The organism is Saccharopolyspora terrae (assembly GCF_004348435.1).
Lineage (GTDB): Bacteria > Actinomycetota > Actinomycetes > Mycobacteriales > Pseudonocardiaceae > Saccharopolyspora > Saccharopolyspora endophytica.
On record NZ_SMKS01000061.1, the window covers coordinates 1 to 16,642 of the forward strand.

13 protein-coding genes are annotated in these 16,642 nt (G+C 71.0%); 2 read left to right on the forward strand and 11 right to left on the reverse strand.

Features of this window, described 5'->3' with window-relative positions; all coding sequences use genetic code 11:
- Nucleotides 1–263: 263 nt before the first annotated feature.
- Nucleotides 264–2,975, reverse strand: a complete 2,712-nt coding sequence (locus tag E1181_RS25080) for an AfsR/SARP family transcriptional regulator (protein ID WP_235877028.1) — start codon at nucleotides 2,973–2,975, stop codon at nucleotides 264–266.
- Nucleotides 2,976–3,348: 373 nt separating this feature from the next.
- Here E1181_RS25080 and E1181_RS25085 point away from each other — a divergent pair, with 373 nt between their 5' ends.
- The gene (locus E1181_RS25085) at nucleotides 3,349–4,383 is read left to right on the forward strand and encodes an ADP-ribosylglycohydrolase family protein (RefSeq protein ID WP_132678415.1); all 1,035 of its coding nucleotides are present in this window, start codon (nucleotides 3,349–3,351) and stop codon (nucleotides 4,381–4,383) included.
- Nucleotides 4,384–4,547: 164 nt separating this feature from the next.
- Here E1181_RS25085 and E1181_RS25090 read toward each other — a convergent pair whose 3' ends face one another.
- From E1181_RS25090 to E1181_RS25110, 5 genes are all read right to left on the reverse strand, one after another.
- Entirely contained in the window at nucleotides 4,548–5,027 is a 480-nt protein-coding gene (locus tag E1181_RS25090) for a potassium channel family protein (RefSeq protein WP_132678416.1), read from the reverse strand.
- Nucleotides 5,028–5,064: 37 nt separating this feature from the next.
- Complete coding sequence (locus E1181_RS25095; protein WP_207922307.1) at nucleotides 5,065–5,931, reverse strand: metal ABC transporter permease; 867 nt, start codon at nucleotides 5,929–5,931, stop codon at nucleotides 5,065–5,067.
- Between the two features lie 8 nt (nucleotides 5,932–5,939).
- Nucleotides 5,940–6,800 carry a metal ABC transporter ATP-binding protein gene (locus E1181_RS25100; protein ID WP_132678419.1) on the reverse strand — a complete coding sequence of 287 codons (861 nt, stop codon included), beginning with the start codon at nucleotides 6,798–6,800 and terminating at the stop codon, nucleotides 5,940–5,942.
- Complete coding sequence (locus E1181_RS25105) at nucleotides 6,797–7,897, reverse strand: metal ABC transporter solute-binding protein, Zn/Mn family (protein ID WP_132678421.1); 1,101 nt, start codon at nucleotides 7,895–7,897, stop codon at nucleotides 6,797–6,799. The genes E1181_RS25100 and E1181_RS25105 overlap by 4 nt, the downstream gene beginning before the upstream one ends.
- Before the next feature lie 258 nt (nucleotides 7,898–8,155).
- Nucleotides 8,156–9,250, reverse strand: a complete 1,095-nt coding sequence (locus E1181_RS25110; protein WP_132678423.1) for an ABC transporter ATP-binding protein — start codon at nucleotides 9,248–9,250, stop codon at nucleotides 8,156–8,158.
- Nucleotides 9,251–9,437: 187 nt separating this feature from the next.
- Here E1181_RS25110 and E1181_RS25115 point away from each other — a divergent pair, with 187 nt between their 5' ends.
- Complete coding sequence (locus tag E1181_RS25115) at nucleotides 9,438–10,538, forward strand: LacI family DNA-binding transcriptional regulator (RefSeq protein WP_132623323.1); 1,101 nt, start codon at nucleotides 9,438–9,440, stop codon at nucleotides 10,536–10,538.
- 129 nt (nucleotides 10,539–10,667) lie between these two features.
- Here the strand turns inward: E1181_RS25115 and E1181_RS25120 are convergent, their stop codons facing one another.
- The 5 genes from E1181_RS25120 to otsB form a co-directional block, all read right to left on the reverse strand.
- Nucleotides 10,668–12,257 (reverse strand): polyamine aminopropyltransferase, encoded by a 1,590-nt coding sequence (locus tag E1181_RS25120; protein ID WP_132678425.1) that lies wholly within the window; start codon nucleotides 12,255–12,257, stop codon nucleotides 10,668–10,670.
- Entirely contained in the window at nucleotides 12,254–12,679 is a 426-nt protein-coding gene (locus E1181_RS25125; RefSeq protein ID WP_132678427.1) for a DUF350 domain-containing protein, read from the reverse strand. Before E1181_RS25125 ends, E1181_RS25120 begins: the two co-directional genes overlap by 4 nt.
- Nucleotides 12,680–12,771: 92 nt before the next feature.
- Nucleotides 12,772–13,209, reverse strand: a complete 438-nt coding sequence (locus E1181_RS25130) for a DUF4247 domain-containing protein (RefSeq protein ID WP_132678429.1) — start codon at nucleotides 13,207–13,209, stop codon at nucleotides 12,772–12,774.
- Nucleotides 13,210–13,212: 3 nt separating this feature from the next.
- Complete coding sequence (locus E1181_RS25135; protein ID WP_132678430.1) at nucleotides 13,213–13,824, reverse strand: DUF4178 domain-containing protein; 612 nt, start codon at nucleotides 13,822–13,824, stop codon at nucleotides 13,213–13,215.
- Nucleotides 13,825–13,971: 147 nt separating this feature from the next.
- Complete coding sequence (otsB, locus tag E1181_RS25140; protein ID WP_207922303.1) at nucleotides 13,972–16,521, reverse strand: trehalose-phosphatase; 2,550 nt, start codon at nucleotides 16,519–16,521, stop codon at nucleotides 13,972–13,974.
- Between the last annotated feature and the right edge of the window lie 121 nt (nucleotides 16,522–16,642).

Sequence of the window (16,642 nt, forward strand, 5' to 3'; positions counted from 1 at the left end):
CAAAGGGACCACCCCACCCAAGAACAAGAAAAACAGGCGCTCGGGCGGCTCCCCCGAACCGTCCGAGCGCCTGCACACCCCCACACCCGGGAGCCCCGGATGCCCTGAACCCCCTCGTGGTCGTCCCGACCGCGTACGGCCGGGACGACCGGGGCGACAATCCCCCCTAGGACTTCCCCCAGAGCCGCCCTCGTGCGGATCAAGCACGGATTGATCCGCACGATCAAGTTCGCAGCCGGGACTACACGTCCGCTAAACGCGGACTAAACGCCCCGTCCAGCGATCTCGTCGAGGCGCTGGCGGACCTCTCTGACCTTGGGAGTTCCCTCCATCTCGAAGATCGCGAGGGCCGTTTCCCAGCGGGTGCGCGCGACCGGGATCTCGCCGCGCAGCCTCGCGGCGTCGCCGAGGCCGAGGTTGGCCGAACCCTGGCGCACCGCCGAGCCGCACTGGCGGGCGACGTCGAGGGCTTCGTGGTGGAAGCGCTCGCCGTCGTCGAGCCTGCCGAGTTCGATGCTGACCTCGCCGCAGTTGTTGAGCACCATGGCGAGGGTTTCCAGGTCGTCGGCCTCGCGGTAGAGGTCCTCGGCCTCTCGGAGGTACCGCAGCGCGGCTTCCAGCTCGCCGTTGACCTGCTCGACCATCGCGAGGTTGTTCAGCGCGCCCGCCACGAAGTAGCGGTCGCCGAGCGAGCGGTAGACCTTGAGCGCGTCCTTGGAGTGGACCTTGGCCTCTTCGTAGCGGCGCAGCCGGAACAGCACGCTGGAGAGGTTGACCTGCGTCATCGCCAGCCGCTCGGAATCCCCTGTCTGCACGGCGACCCGGTAGGACTCCTCGTAGTGCGCCAGGGCCTCGTCGAGGTTGCCGGATCGGGCGCAGGCCACGCCGAGACCGGCGGACATGAGCACCTTCCCGACGGGATCGCCGACGGCGCGGGCGGAATCGGCGCCGTCGGAGTAGACGCGCATCCAGTCCTCCCACGGGCAGCGGACCATCAGGTAGTTGAACTGCAGGCGGGCCAGCGGCCAGGCGAGGTCGTGCAGCCCGACGGCGTTGGCGGCGCGGACCGCGGTGACGAGGTTCGGCCACTCGGCGTCGAACCACTCCAGGGCCTGCGAGCGGGACCCGATGTCGGGGTGGTGGTCGCTGGCGTCGGAGAAGTCGAGCTCGTCGCGGGCCGGGCGCAGGAAGCGGCGCGCGTGGTCGGCGGCGCACAGGTAGTAGCGCAGCAGCCGGCGCAGCGCCTCGGTGTCGCCTTCGCTCGCGGGGAGTTCGCGGGCGTAGGCGCGCAGCAGGTCGTGCATGCCGAACCGGTCCGGTTCCGGCTCGGTGACCAGGTGCGCGAGCGCCAGCGCGCGCAGTCGGCGCTGGGCGCCCGCCGGGTCGGTCCGGCACAGCGCCGCCACCGCGTGGGCGGTGAAGGTCTGGCCGGGGACCAGGCCCAGCATCCGGAAGGTCTCGGCGTGCAGCGGCGGCAGGCTGCGGTAGGAGATGTCGAAGGCGCGGCGCACGCTGGTGTCGGCGTCGTCGTCGATGTCCAGCGCCTGCAACCGGGTTCGCTCGTCGCGGAGCTCGTGCACCAGGTCGGAGACGCCGCGCGCGGGGTTGGCGGCCAGCCGGGCGGCGGCGATGCGCAGCGCCAGCGGGAGTCCGCCGCAGAGCTCGGCGAGTTCGGCGGCGGCGTCGGGTTCGGCCGCGGACTTGCCCGGCACGCCCGCGCGGTCGAGCAGTTCGATGGCGGTCTCGGTCGACAGGGTCTCCAGCGGCAGCACCCGGGCGCCCGAGCGCACCACGAGCCCGTCGAGCCGCCGCCTGCTGGTCACCACGACCACCGAGGCGGCGCTGCCCGGCAGCAGCGGCAGCACCTGGTCGGAGTCGCGGGCGTTGTCCAGCAGCACCAGCACCTTCCGCTTGGCCAGCAGCGACCGGTAGAGCGCGGTGCGGTCGTCGAGCTCGACGGGGATCGCGTCGGCGGCCACGCCGAGCGCCTTGAGCATGCTGGTCAGGGCCTCGCCGGGGGTGAGGGGTTCGTGCTCGGAGTCGAAGCCGCGCAGCGAGGCGTAGAGCTGGCCGTCGGGGAACTCCTCGGCGACCCGGTGCGACCAGGTCAGCGCGAGCGCGCTCTTGCCGACGCCCGCGGTGCCGGTGAGCACCGCGATCAGGCTGGAGCTCTCCTCGTTCGCCTCCCGCATCGCGTCCAGCGTCGACACTTCCAGCCGCCTGCCGACGAAACCCGCCGGAGCGGGCGGCAGTTCGGCGGGCACGGGTCGGCGGATGCCCAGGCCGGGTTCGACGCGGCTGGGGTGGTTGCGCAGCGCGGGGTCGTCGCGCAGCAGCTTCTCGTAGAGCTCGCGCAGTTCGGGGCCTGGGTCGATGCCGAGCTCGTGGGACAACCGGTGCCGCAGCTCGTGGAAGCGGGCCTGCGCCTCGGCCCGGTGTCCTGCGCGGTAGTTGGCGAGCATCAGCTGACCGGTGAGCCGTTCCCGCATCGGGTGCTGGTCGACCAGAGTGGACAGTTCGGCGATGAGCTGGTGATGCCTGCCGAGCTCCAGGTCAGCGGCGACCCGCTCCTCCAGCGCCAGCAGCCGGAGCTCGTCGAGGTTGGGCGCCACCATCCGGTAGAGCCTGCTGCCCGCGATGTCGGCGAGCACGGGCCCGCTCCACAGCGACAGGGCCTCGGTGAGCAGGCGTGATCGCTCGGCGGGTTCGAGACCGTGGGCGCGGTTGATCAGGTTGCGGGCGCGGTGGGCGTCGATCCGGTCGCCGTTGACGCGCAGCAGGTACCCGGGAGCCCGGGTGATGATCTCGGGGCCGTCCTTGCCGAAGAACTTGCGCAGCCGGGAGACGTAGCCCTGGATGATGGTGCGCGCGCTGGCGGGCGGTTCGTCGTCCCACAGGGTGTCGATCAGCCGGTCCATCGGCACGACCTGGTTGGGTTCCAGCAGCAGGCAGGCCAGCAGCGCCCGAACCGGCATGCGCCCCGTTTCGAGGGGGACGCCGTCCAGGTGCACCTCAAGCGGACCGAGCAGGCGGAATTCGAACCCTGCGGTCCTCTCTAAGCTGCCGTGCGGCGTCATTCTCACCCAAATTCGACTTCCGGCCCGTCCCCCGCGCCCGACACACGGTAGCGATCGGCCCTGCGCGCCAGGCCGACGCATTCACCAGGCTCACACCAATGGAGTATGCCCGAATTGGCAGGTGGAAGATCGGATTCCCATTTTTCGAGCGCGTTCACGCAGGGCGCGAGTCCCGGAACCTCTCCCAGCGGGAAAGGCGGGCAAGTAAAGTCTGAGGGCGTCGATCACCCGAACGAGTGGCGTGCAGGACGCCGCGGAAGGAGCACCACCCGTGCCGACGACGTCCACAGTGGTCGATCGGGCGGTGGGCTGCCTGCTCGGCGGCGCCCTCGGCGACTCGCTCGGCACCCTGGTGGAGTACGCCCCGCTGGAGGACATCCGCGCCGAGTTCGGCCCGGACGGGCTCACCGAACCCGCTCCCCAAGCGATGCTCGGCGACGCCACCCAGATGGCGCTGTTCGCCGGTGAGGGCTACCTGCACGCCTGGACCACCGGCAACAGCGGCGGGCAGTGGCGACCGGTCGAATCCATCGCGGCAGCGCTGCGCCGCTGGCTGCTGACCCAGCAGGAGGACAAGCCCGCCCCCGGCGCCACCGGGCTGCTCGCCGAACCCGAGCTCTACGTCAGCCGCGCACCCGGGCTGACCAGCCTGCGCGCGCTCGAAGAACCCGAGCTGGGCACGCCGGACCGACCGCGCAACACCTCCAAGGGATGCGGCGGCCTGGACCGCAGCACCCCGATCGGCTTCTCCCCCACGCCCGAGATGGCCTACCAGCTGGCCTGCCAGTGCGCGGCCCTCACGCACGGCGGCGTCGGCGGCTGGGCCTCGGCGGGCGCGCTGGCGCTGATCGTGCACCTGGTCGCCGTGCAGCAGCGACGGCTGCCCGCGGCGGTCGACCAGGCCGCGGGCCGGGTGCTGCGGGAGGACTACGAGACCGCCAACGCCCTCGCCGAAGCCGCGACCCTGGCGCGGCTCGGCGCCAGCGTCGGACACATCGAACGCCTCGGCCAGGGCTGGGTGGGTCCGGAGGCGCTGGCCATCGGCGTCTACTGCGCGCTGGCCCTGCCCAAGCCCGAGCAGTTCGGCGACGCCATCCGTCTGGCGGTCAACCACTCCGGCCACAGCGATTCCACGGCGGCGGTCACCGGCAGCATCCTCGGCGCCCGCCACGGCACGGCCGTCCTGCCCCGCCCGTGGCTGGCCCGGCTCGAACTGGCCGACGTCATCGAGCGCATCGGCCACGACCTCGGCGCCTCCTGCTCGGGCGAGCACTTCAACGAACGCCGCTACCTCGGCCTCGCCTGACCGAGCCGCAACGTCGAATTTCGCGCGAAATTCGACTCCGAAGGTTTGGACTCGAATTTCGCGCGAAATTCGACTCCCACCCCGCATACCCGGCCTTGAACTGCAAGAACACGCCCGAGCGCGGGGGAGCTTGGAAGTTCGCGTCTCGGGTCAGGAGGCAGGGCTCACTCGGCTGGGGACGTGGGGAGTGCGGGCCGCAGCGCGGAGACGGCGGTGCCCAGGTAGGCGATGTTGAACGCGATGTGGAGCGCGACCAGCGCCCTCGCCGCCTGGGTCACGGGGTGGATGTCGCCGAAGCCGACCGTGCCCGTGATGGTCAAGGAGAAGTACAAGGCGTCGGTCTTCGTGCTCAAGCCCGGCAACGCGCCCGGGACGTGCGCTGCCATGGCGTAGTAGACCGCCGAGAAGAACAGCACCGCCAGGTGGAAGGCCGCCACCACCCAGGAGATCGACGTGCGCCCCGAGCGGTACCCGCGGACCTGGGAGTAGACGAGGACCGCGATGACGATCAGGCCGACCGCGAACGCGGCCACCGCCCAGACCGTCCCGCCCAAGCCGTGCTCGCCGACCGGCAGCAGGTAGTAGCCGGTGGTGCACAGCGCCACCGCGAAGGCGGTGCTGGCGAGGTTGTACGTCCTGGGCACGGCCGCCAGCGTCGGTCAACGCCGGCGGCCGCGCCAGTCAGGCCGGGACGGGGGCCCGGGATGCCCGGGCGAGTCGGCGGGTGCCGATCGCCCGGCAGACGAGGTAGATCACGAACGAGATGATCGTGACGAAGGCGCTCACCGGAGCGCCGGGAGCCAGCGAGAGCAGGATGCCGCCGAGCACCGCGACCTCCGCGAACACCACGGCCAGGACCGTCGCCCGCACCGGGCTCGCGGTCACCCGCGCGGCGGCCGCGCCGGGCGTGACCATCAGGGCCAGGACCAGCAGCGCACCGACGGTGTAGACGCCCAGCGCCGTCGCGACGCCGACCAGGACCGCGAACAGCGGGGTCAGCACGCGGGTCGGCACGCCGCGCGCGGTCGCCACGTCCGGGTCGACGCTGGCGAACAGCAGCGGCCGGTAGACGAAGGCCAGCACCAGCAGCACGACGATCGCGGAGCCGCTGAGCAGCAGCACGTCGGAGGAGTCGACCCCGACGATCTGCCCGACCAGCAGGCTGAACTTGTTCGCCGTGCGCTCCGGGTTCAGCCACAGCAGGAACACGCCCACGCCGAGCCCGAAGGACAGGATCGCGCCGATCACCGAATCGCGTTCGCTGTGCTTCTGCCCCAGCAGACCGAGCAGCAGCGCGGCCACCACCGCGCCCGCCAGCGCGCCGACACCGACGCTCGCGCCGACCAGCAGCGCGGCGGCCGCGCCGGTGAAGGCCAGCTCGGCGGTGCCGTGCACGGCGAAGGACATCTTGCGGGCGACCACCAGCGGCGCCAGGCATCCCGACACCAGGCCGAGCGCGGCGGCGGCCAGCAGCGCCTGCTGCACGAACGGGTAGCCGAGCAGGTCGATCATGGTGTCGAAGTCGAACACCTTGCTCAGCGACTCCATGACGTCGTTCACGCTTCTTCCGCCCCTACCACGTGGTGATCGTCGTTCTCGGCACCGGCCACGACCAGCCGCCCGCCGACGCGCGCGACCTCGACGTCGGTGCGGTAGAGCTCCGAGAGCGTTTCGGAGTTCATCACCTCGTCGGGAGTGCCGATCCGGAACCGGCCGTCGACCAGGTACAGCACCCGGTCCACCAACGGCAGCACCGGGTTGATCTCGTGCGTCACGAACAGCACGCCCGCGTTGGTGCGGCGGGCCTGCTCGGCGATCAGCCGGGAGACCTTGCGCTGGTGCGAGAGGTCCAGCGACAGCAGCGGTTCATCGCACAGCAGCACCGACGGGTCGCTGACCAGCGCCTGCGCCACCCGCAGCCGCTGCTGCTCACCGCCGGAGAGCAGCCCGACCGGCATCTTCGCGTACTCGGTGGCCTCGACCGCGCGCAGCGCGTCGGCGACCCGGCGCTTGCGCTCGCGGCGACCGCCGATGCCCAGACCCCAGTGGTGCCCGTCGAGACCGAGTCCGACGAGGTCGCTGCCGCGCACGGTCACGTTGGCTTCCAGCGCGCGCTGCTGCGGGATGTAGCCGATCCGGTCGCTGCCCCGCCGGGCCGGTTCCCCTCCGATGTGGACGGACCCGGAGTTGAGCTCCTGCAGGCCGAGCAGCACGCGCAGCAGGCTGGTCTTGCCGGACCCGTTCGGGCCGAGCACTGCCACGAACTCACCCGGCGCGACGTCCAGGTCCAGGCCGGACCACAGGGTCCGCTCGCCGTAGGCCAGCGTCGCGCCGCGCAGCGAGACGGCCGGAGACCCGGCGGCGGCCTCAGCCGCCACCGGGTCCGGGGTGGTTTCCGCGACTTGTTCTGAGGTCATCGGTTGAGCGCACCTTGCAAGGCGGTGATCTGCGCGTCCATCCACTGCACGTAGCTCTGGCCCTGCGGGAGGGTCTCGGTCATCTCGACGACCGGGATGCGCTGCGAGTCGGCGGCGGTGCGCACGTTGCGGGTGACCGGCGATTCGGTCTGCGGGTTGTAGATCACGGCAACGGCCTGGCGGGCGTTGATCGCGTTCTGGATGTCGGCGACGGCGGCGGCCGACGGGTCGGTCTCGGCCTCGATGGCGTTGACGAACGAAGGCGGGGTCACGTCGTTGAGCTTGGCGGCCTCGACCATGTAGTGCGCCACCGGCTCGGTGACGATCACCGGCTTGCCCTGGTGGGCTGCGGCGATCTCGCCGACGCGGCCCTCCAGCCCGGCGACCTGCTGCTCGAACGCCGCGGCGTTGGCCTCGAACTGCTGAGCCTTCGCGGGCTGCATCTTGCCGAGCTCGGCGGCGACCTTGTCGGCGACCTCGTGCACGGCGTGCAGGTCGTACCAGACGTGCTCGTTCACGGAGTGGTCGTGCCCGGCGTGCTCGCCGGCGTGGGGCTCGCCCTGCGGCGGCGCGGGCTGCTCACCCGCGTGCTCATCGGCGTGCGGCTCACCGGCGTGCTCACCCGCGTGGGGCTCACCCGCGTGGGGCTCACCCGCGTGGGGCTCACCGGCGTGCGGTTCGCCGGCGTGCGGTTCGCCCGCGTGCTCGCCCTCCGGCGGCGCGGGCTTCTCCTGCTCCGAGTCGACCGCCTGCACGGTCGGCTTGGGGTTGTCGCCCAGCACCTGGGTCATGAACTCGTCGTAGCCGCCGCCGTTGAGCACCACCAGGTTCGCGTCGCTGATCTTCGCGGCGTCCTGCGGGCTGCTCTCGTAGGAGTGCGGGTCGGCCGAGGCGTCGTTGATGATCGACTCGACCTCCACGGCGTCGCCGCCGACGGCCTGCGCGACGCTGCCCCACACGCTGGTCGAGGCGACCACCTTGATCTTGTCGTCGGGTCCGGGAGCGGCGGTCTCACCGGAGGAGCAGCCGGTCAGCGCGATGGCGCCGGCGGCCAGTCCGGCTAAAGCGGTCACAGCAGGGCGGCTGCGGACGGTCATGGATGCACTCCCGGGTGATCAGGTCAGGACGCTGTCGAGCGACTCCAGATGCGAACGGTAACGGAAACCGTTGTCAACTTCAGTCTAAGCACCCTTCAGCCAAACGCTCCAGCACCAGGCGTATTTCCGAACGCGACATCGACCACATGCAGCAAGAACGCCTCCGCCCGGAATCCAGGCGGAGGCGTTCGCACGATCACCTGCCCCGCAGGAGACGGCGGCGATCGAAACTGCTCTCAGATCTCGCGCGAGCCGAGATCAGGCGGCCAGGCGGTGGCCCGTTTCGGGGTGGAACAGGTGCACCTCACCGGCGTCGCGGAGGGCGACCTTGACCCGCTGCCCCAGGGCCGGAGGCGTGCGGCCGTCGGCGCGGACCACGAAGCGCTCCGAGGAGCCGCCGACCGAGATCGAGCCGTGGATCAGCGCGTCCGCGCCCAGCTCCTCGACCAGCTCGACGGTCATGTCCAGACCGTCGGCCTCGCTGGAGGTCAGCTCCAGGGCCTCCGGGCGGACGCCGAAGGTGACCTTCTCGAGGTCGCCGGCAGCGGCCAGCGCCTCGCGGGACAGCGGCACCGTGGTGCCGTCGAGCACCGCACCCTCGCTGGTCAGCGGGACCGTCTTGAGGTTCATCGCCGGGGAGCCGATGAAGCCCGCGACGAACGCGTTGGCCGGGTTCTCGTAGAGCTCGCGCGGGGTCGCCACCTGCTGCAGCAGACCGTCCTTGAGCACCGCCACGCGGTGGCCCATCGTCATCGCCTCGACCTGGTCGTGGGTGACGTAGATGGTCGTGGTCCCCAGCCGCTTCTGCAGCGCGGCGATGTTGGCACGGGTCTCCACGCGCAGCTTCGCGTCCAGGTTGGACAGCGGCTCGTCCATCAGGAAGACGCTGGGCTCGCGGACGATCGCTCGGCCCATCGCGACCCGCTGGCGCTGACCGCCGGAGAGCGCCTTGGGCTTGCGGTCCAGGTACTTCTCGAGGTCGAGCATCCGCGCCGCCTCGGTCACCTTCTCGTTGATGACCGCCTTGGGCGTCTTGCGGAGCTTGAGCGCGAAGCCCATGTTCTCGGCGACCGTCATGTGCGGGTAGAGCGCGTAGGACTGGAACACCATCGCGATGTCCCGAGCCTTGGGCGGAGTGTTGGTGACATCGTTGCCACCGATGGAAATACCACCCTCGTCGATGTCCTCAAGCCCGGCCAGCATGCGCAGCGCCGTGGACTTTCCGGAACCGGAGGGCCCCACCAGAACGAGGAACTCGCCATCGGCGACGTCCAGTTCCAGCTGGTCAACCGCCTTGACCGGCGGGCTGCCGGGGTAGACGCGAGAGGCGTTGACGTACGCGACCTCAGCCATTTGTGACACCCTTCACTACAATCGGTCCCCGAGAAAGTAGCGTCGTTTTGACCGAACGTCACCCCACCGACTGCCCCAATTCCGGAGCGTGATCACCCGGCGTCGCTCCGTGTTCATCATTCGAACATCAGTGGGACGTAGGTCATGCTCGCTTCACGCTCGGGATCTGAACCGTTACGGTTCCTCCATGGCGCGGTCAACGAATGCCCGGCGGCCTGCGACCCTCGCGTCGCTCGCTGCGGAACTCGGGGTTTCCCGGACGACGGTGTCGAACGCCTACAACCGTCCGGATCAGCTGTCCCCTGAGCTGCGCAAGCGCGTCCTGGAGACGGCGCGGCGGCTCGGCTACCCGGGACCGGACCCTGTCGCACGCTCGCTGCGCACCCGCAAGGCGGGTGCCGTCGGCCTGCTGCTCACCGAGAACCTCTCCTACGCCTTCCGCGACCCCGGCGCCGTCGGATTCCTGGAAGGGCTGGCGTTGGCCTGCGAGGACGCCGGTCAGGGCCTCACCCTCATACCAGCCAGCCCGGAGCGCGAGGACGTCGCGGCGGTGCACCGCGCCGGTGTCGACGGCTTCGTCGTCTACTCCGTTCCCGAGGACGACCCGCACCTGGCCGCCGTGCTGGAACGCCCCGTGCCCGTGGTGGTCTGCGACCAGCCGCGCCTGGACAACCTCGACTGGGTCGGACCGGACGACCGCAAGGCCATCAAGGCCGTTGCCGACCACCTGATCGGACTCGGGCACCGGCGCATCGGCGTGCTGTGCATGCGCCTGGCGCGCGGCCGCAACGACGGCCCGGCCACCGTGCAGCGGCAGGCCAACGCCAGCTTCCACGTGCAGAAGGCCCGGTTGACCGCGCTCGCCGAGGAGTTCAGCGAGGCCGGCGTGGACTGGACGACGGTGCCCGTCGTGGAGCGCTTCGACCACACGCTGGACTCGGGCGCCTCCGCCGCCGCTCAGGCGCTGGAGATCGACCCGGAGATCACCGCGCTGGTGTGCACCTCGGACATCCTGGCGCTCGGCGCGCTGCGCGAGGCCGGGAACCGCGGCCTGCGCGTGCCGGAAGATCTGACCATCACCGGTTTCGACGGCATCCCGGACGCCGAGCGCGCCGGGCTCACCACGGTCCGCCAGCCCTGGCTGGAGAAGGGCCGCGCGGCGGGCCGCCTCCTGCTGGAGACCAGCGAACCGAGCCGTCCCAGGCACATCCAGCTCGAAACGCAGCTGATCACCGGATCGACGTCGGGTCCGCCCCGCTCCGGCGAGGAGTTCTGGTTCGGGCCGTAACCCCTGCCCAGACCTCGTCGAATTTCGCGCGAAGTTCGAACGCCGAAGTTCGGACTCGAATTTCGCGCGAAATTTGAAATCCCCACCCGGCGGGGCGACTGCGCGTGCGAACCCGGTGGCCTGCGCAGGTCAGTAGTTGGCCCACTCGCCCTGGGCGTAGTCGAGGATCGTGGGGTGCATCAGCGTCGAGGGCGTGAGATCCGGGAGCCGGGCGCGGTCCGGCGGGAAGGTCTGCGCGGCCCGCAGCGTCTCGGCGTCGAGGGAGCGCAGCGGCGGAACGTCCTGCGGCAGGCGGGGTTCCGACGGCTCCTCCCCCTGCGTGAACAGGTGGAACCCCCACTCCCCGAAGGCGGGGACCGACACCTCGTACGGCGTGGTGCGCAGGCCCAGCGAGCGCAGCGTGGCCTCGACGCACCAGAACGCCTTCGGCGCGAAGTACGGCGAGCCCGCCTGCACGACCGCCCGGGCGTGGTCGGACATGGCCTGGGCGACCAGGCCGTAGAACTCCGCCGAGTACAGCTTGGCCGTCGCGGTCGAGTCCGCGTCGGGCATGTCGACCAGGACGACGTCGTAGCGCTCGCGGTTCTCCCGCAGCCAGCTGAAGGCGTCGCCGGCCACCGCGCGCACCCGCGGGTCGTCGAAGGCGTTGCGGTTCAACGAGGACACGCGCGGATCCGCGCGGGCCAGCTCCAGCACCGCCGGGTCGAGGTCGACCAGCGTCACCTCCCGGACGTCCGGGTAGCGCAGGACCTCCCGCAGCGCCAGGCCGTCTCCGCCGCCGAGCACCAGGACCCGCCCGCGCGGGCCGTTCATCGCCGGGTGGACCAGCGCCTCGTGGTAGCGGTACTCGTCGACCGAGCTGAACTGGAGATCGCCGTTGAGGTACATCCGGGTGTCCTTCGCCCCGCTCAACGACACCGACTCGGTGAGCACCACGTCCTGGTAGGGCGAGCGCTCGGCGTGCACCACGGGATGGGCGTAGAGCGCCTGCCGCGCGGTGACCTCGAAGTCGTCGGCGTAGGCGTACGCCCCCAGCAGCAGGCCGCCGACCAGCGTCGACGCGCCGATCAGCAGCAGCCGGGCGCGCTTGCTCAGCTCGCGGCGGAACACCGTGAGCACCAGTCCCAGACCGGCGGCGGCGTTGAGCATCCCGACCAGCAGGGCGCCCTGCACCTGCCCGAACAGCGGCAGCAGCAGGAACGGGAACGCCAGGCCGCCCACGAGCCCACCGACGTAGTCGGCGGCGAACAGGTCGGCCACCGCAGAACCCGCGTCCTGCCTGCGGATGCGCTGCAGCAGCACCATCAGCAGCGGGATCTCGGCGCCGATCAGCAGTCCCAGCACCAGCGCCGTCGCGATCAGCGCGGGCAGGTACAGGCTCAGCCACGCGAACGCCGCGTACAGCGCGAGAACGCTGAGCCCGCCGAGCAGCGCCAGCAGCAGCTCGATGCTGGCGAAGGCGGCGGCGGCCCACGGTTGCAGGGGTTTCGCGGCCAGCGCGCCGATGCCCATCGCGAACACCATCAGCGACAGCACGATCGACGCCTGCCCGATGGTGTCGCCGATCAGGTAGCTGCCGAGCGCGACCAGCGCGAGCTCGTAGACCAGTCCGCACGCGGCGCAGACGAACACGGCCACCAGCACCGCGAACCGCGCGGTGCGGCCTCGCGGTGCTTCGGTGGTCTCGTCCTGCGCCGGAGCGGCTTCGGTGGTCGTCAATAGATCGCTGCGGCCATGAGCACCGCGAGCACCACGTGCGCAGCAGCCGACACCCAGGTGGCCGGGTGCATGTCCGGCGAGGCCAGTTCGTCACCGAGCTTGCCGGGCGTGATGGCATCGATGAGCAGGAACGACAGGCTCATCAGCACCAGACCGAGCAGGCCGTAGGCGACCGTGCCGACCAGGCCGAGCAGCAGGTCGTCCGCGCTGGCCATGATCGCGGTGGTGAGGATGACCCCGACGCCGAGCAGGCCGGAGACCAGCAGCAGCGCGGCGTTCGGGTTGCGGTTGACCCAGATCAGGTCGCGCAGCTTGCCGGGGGTGGCGAGGTCGACGAGCACGTAGCCGAGGGCCATCATCGCCACGCCGATCACCCCGTAGGCGACCGCGGCGAACAGGCCGGCGAGCAGTTCGTTGAGCAAGGTGGTGTGCCCTTCCCGTGTCGTGGTGCGTCAGCGCGGGAGCCCGGCCGGAGCCGCCCGCGGAGGTCGTGGTCGGTGCGCGAGTCCGCTCATCATTTGCCGACTCCGGGTCCGCCGCCGCGGAAGCTCTCGCCGCGCGTGGACGTCCAGCCCCACACGTGCCCGACGTGGCTGTGGTAGCGGTGGTAGGCGCGGTCGGCGTCCATCAGGTGGATGACCGATCCGCTCTGGTGCGGCTGGATGATCACGGCGTCGTCGGAGTAGCGCAGGTAGATGCCCGAGGCGTCGGAGGACTGCGCCTGCGGTCGCCACTTGGCGGTGATCTCGGCGGCGACGGTCTTCGGCGGCTTCGGGCTGGTGTAGGCCTCGTTGTCGTCGTCACCGGCGATGTCGAGGTGCGCGGCGCGCGTGTAGTTGTGCGTGACGTAGCCGCGCGCCCCACCGCCACCGGCGAAGATCATCACCAGCCCGACGATCAGGGCGATCACCACGGCCACCGCCGCGATGACGATCCAGTACCTGGGTTTCATCGATCAATCCGCCGTCGGGTAGATGAGAACGTCGTAGCGGCTGAGCTTCTCGCCCGCCGTGGCCTCCCACGCGGCACCGCCGTAGGACTCGAAGCCCAGCAGCGCGCCGTCGGAGGACTCGTAGTCGTGGTAGCGCACGGTTCCCTCGGCATCGAGACCCGTGGTGGCCTCGCTGCGGAAGTTCGCCTCGCCCGACTCGCCCGAGCGGTAGGTGCGGCCGTCGTGCTCGACGGTCTCCTCGCCCGGGGCGCCGACGCCGGTGACCGGCGTCCACAGCGTCAGGATCAGGTCCGGGTCCTCCTCGACCGCCAGCCACACCTGCGTGCCCTTGGCGTCGTCGAGCAGGTGCTCCGACCAGCCCCAGCCGCCCTCGTCGAGCCGGAGGCTCCCGCGCACGGTGTAGGTGGTCGAGCGGATCTCCACGATGTCCCCGGCCTTGAGCGCACGGGGATCACCTCGCAACGAGTCCTGGTCGCCGGTCCCGAAGGGGTCCTGCGGCACTCCTGCCCGGGACTCCCCCTGCCCGGCCGCTCGCCGCGCTCGCATCCCGAGCACCACGGCGACGACCGCGACCACGACCAGCAGCAACACCAAGACGACCAGCAGCTCGGTCATTCCGGTACGCCCCTTCCGCACGATTTCAGCGCCGAGGCTATCGCCCGGAGATCACCCGAGTGGCCCAAAACCCCGAAACGTGACCTACGGCGCCGGGAAAAGCTGAACGGGCCGCTCACCAGGCGGTGAGCGGCCCGTTCGGATCGATCAGGCGGACAGCAGCTGGGCGCAGCGGATCAGGCCCAGGTGGGAGTACGCCTGCGGGTGGTTGCCCAGGGAGCGCTCCGCGATCGGGTCGTACTCCTCGGACAGCAGGCCCGTCGGCCCCGCGGTGTCCACGATCTGCTGGAAGAGCTCCTCCGCCTCGGTGCGGCGACCGGTGAGCAGGTAGGACTCGATCAGCCACGCCGCGCAGAGGTGGAAACCGCCCTCGTCACCCGGCAGACCATCGTCCCGCCGGTAGCGGTAGACGGTGGAGCCGCTGCGCAGCTCCGCCTCGATCGCGGTGACGGTGGCGCGGAACCGCTCGTCGGACGGGTCGATCAGCCCGGACAGCCCGACGTAGAGCGACGCCGCGTCGAGGTCGGAGCCCTCGTAGGCGGTGGTGAACGCCTGCACGTCCGGGTGCCAGCCGTTCTTCACCACGTCCTCGGAGATCTGGTCGCGCAGCGGGATCCAGCCGTCCTCGACGTCGCGGCCGTAGGCTCCGGCGATCTTGATCGCGCGGTCCAGGGTCACCCAGCACATCACCTTGGAGTAGACGTGGTGCCGGGGTGCGTCGCGCTCCTCCCAGATGCCGTGGTCGGGCTCGAACCAGCGCTTGCTGACCGCGTCGGCCATCGCCGTGACCAGTTCCCAGTCGTTGTCCCGGACCGTGCCGGTGGCCTGCGCCAGGTGCGCGATGAGCTCCACGACCGGACCGAACACGTCCAGCTGGACCTGCTGGTCGGCGAGGTTGCCGACGCGCACCGGACGCGAACCGGCGTAGCCGGGCAGGCTGTCGATGACGGCCTCCGGGCCGAGGCCGGTGCCCTGCAGCGAGTACAGCGGGTGCAGCCGCTCCGGGCCGGGAACGGTCTCCAGCACCCGGTGCAGCCAGTCCAGGAACGCCTCCGCCTCGGCGTTGGAACCCAGCGTGACCAGCGCCTGAGCGGTCATCGCGCCGTCCCGCAGCCAGCAGTAGCGGTAGTCCCAGTTGCGGACGCCGCCGATCTCCTCCGGCAGCGAGGTGGTCGCGGCCGCCATGATCGCGCCGGTGTCGGAGTGCACGAGGCCGCGCAGCGTCAGCGCCGAGCGGGCCACCAGGTCGCGCTCGACCTCCGGCAGGGACAGGGTCTTCATCCACTCCGACCAGTACGTCTCGGCCTCGGCCCGGCGGGCGGGCTCGTCGGTGGGCGTGAGGTCCTCGGTACCGCCGCGCATCTCCAGCACGACCGGCTCGCCCTCGGTGAGCTCGATGACGGCCTTCGCCGACTGGTGCACGCCGTCGGAGGCGATCTCCCACTGCACGCCCGGCGAGTACACCACCATCGGCTCGGAGGTGCCCTGCACGCGCAGGCCCCCGGCCTCCGGGGTGATCCGCACCGGCACCTGGCCGAACTCGGGGCGTGGCGCGAACTCCACCGACACCGTGGTGCTGCCGCTGAGGACCCGCACCAGGTCGGTGCGGTGGCTGTCGGTGCCGTGCGCGAGGTAGTCGGTGACCAGCAGCCGCGACCAGCGGGTCTCGACCGTCATGGTGTTGGGCACGTAGCGCTGGCCGAGCGGCAGCGGGCTGCGCTGACCGCCGTTGCCACCGACGTGCGGGCGGATGCTGAAGTGACCGGCCGCGGGCCCGCCGAGCAGGTCGGCGAACACCGCTGCCGAGTCGGGACCGGGGTGGCACATCCAGGTCATCCGGGCGTCCGGGGTGACCAGGGCGATGTTGCGCTCGTTGGACAGCATGGTCAGCCGCTCGATGGGCGGCGCCTGCTCGCCGTAGAGCCAGGTGCGCCGCTCCTCCATGAGGAACGCCAGCACGGTGGCCACGTCGGTGGTGCTGCTGATCCGGTGCGCGGCGAGCGAGTCGCCCTCGCCGACCTTGATGCCCAGGTCAGGACCCTGGAGCCGGGCGAACGCCTTCTCGTCGGTGACGTCGTCGCCGAGGAAGATCGCGGCGGTGGCACCGACCTGGTGGCGCAGCGCGTCGAGGGCGTTGCCCTTGTCGGTCTGCACCACGGCCAGCTCGATGACGGCCTTGCCCTCGGTGACCTGCACGCCGTCCCACCGCGCGGGGCCGTTGCGGACGGCGTCGAGGACGGACTCCGACACGTCGTGGTCGGCGCGGCGTACGTGCACCGCGACGCTGGCGGGCTTGGCCTCCAGCGTCACGCCGGGCTGGCCGCGCACGATGTCCTGGACCGCCACCTGGAGTTCGGTGCGGAGCTGGGTGGCCTCGGGTTCGAGGCCGTGCACGAAGCCGACGTCGAACTCGGAGCCGTGGCTGCCGACGAGGTGGACCTCCGCGGGCAGCCGGGACAGGGTGGCCAGGTCGCGCAGCGCGCGACCGGAGATCACCGCCGTGGTGGTGGCGGGCAGCGCGGCGAGCGACCGCAGCGCGTGCACCGATTCGGGTAGCGGTTTGGCCTGGGTCGGATCGGCCACGATCGGTGCGAGCGTGCCGTCGTAGTCGCAGGCGACCAGAAGTCGAGGCGTCCGCGCGAGCTGCACGATCACGCGTCGCAGCTCCGCAGGCAGGGCTTCGGCGGTCAACGCCATACTCCTTGGGGGCGGGTCAAGTCTGGATGGATCGATCCGGAACGCCTGCGGCGATGACCGTCTGCTGGCGACCGGTTCTGCTCAGTATCGCCGACGTCGTGCGATCCGTGTTCCGGACCGG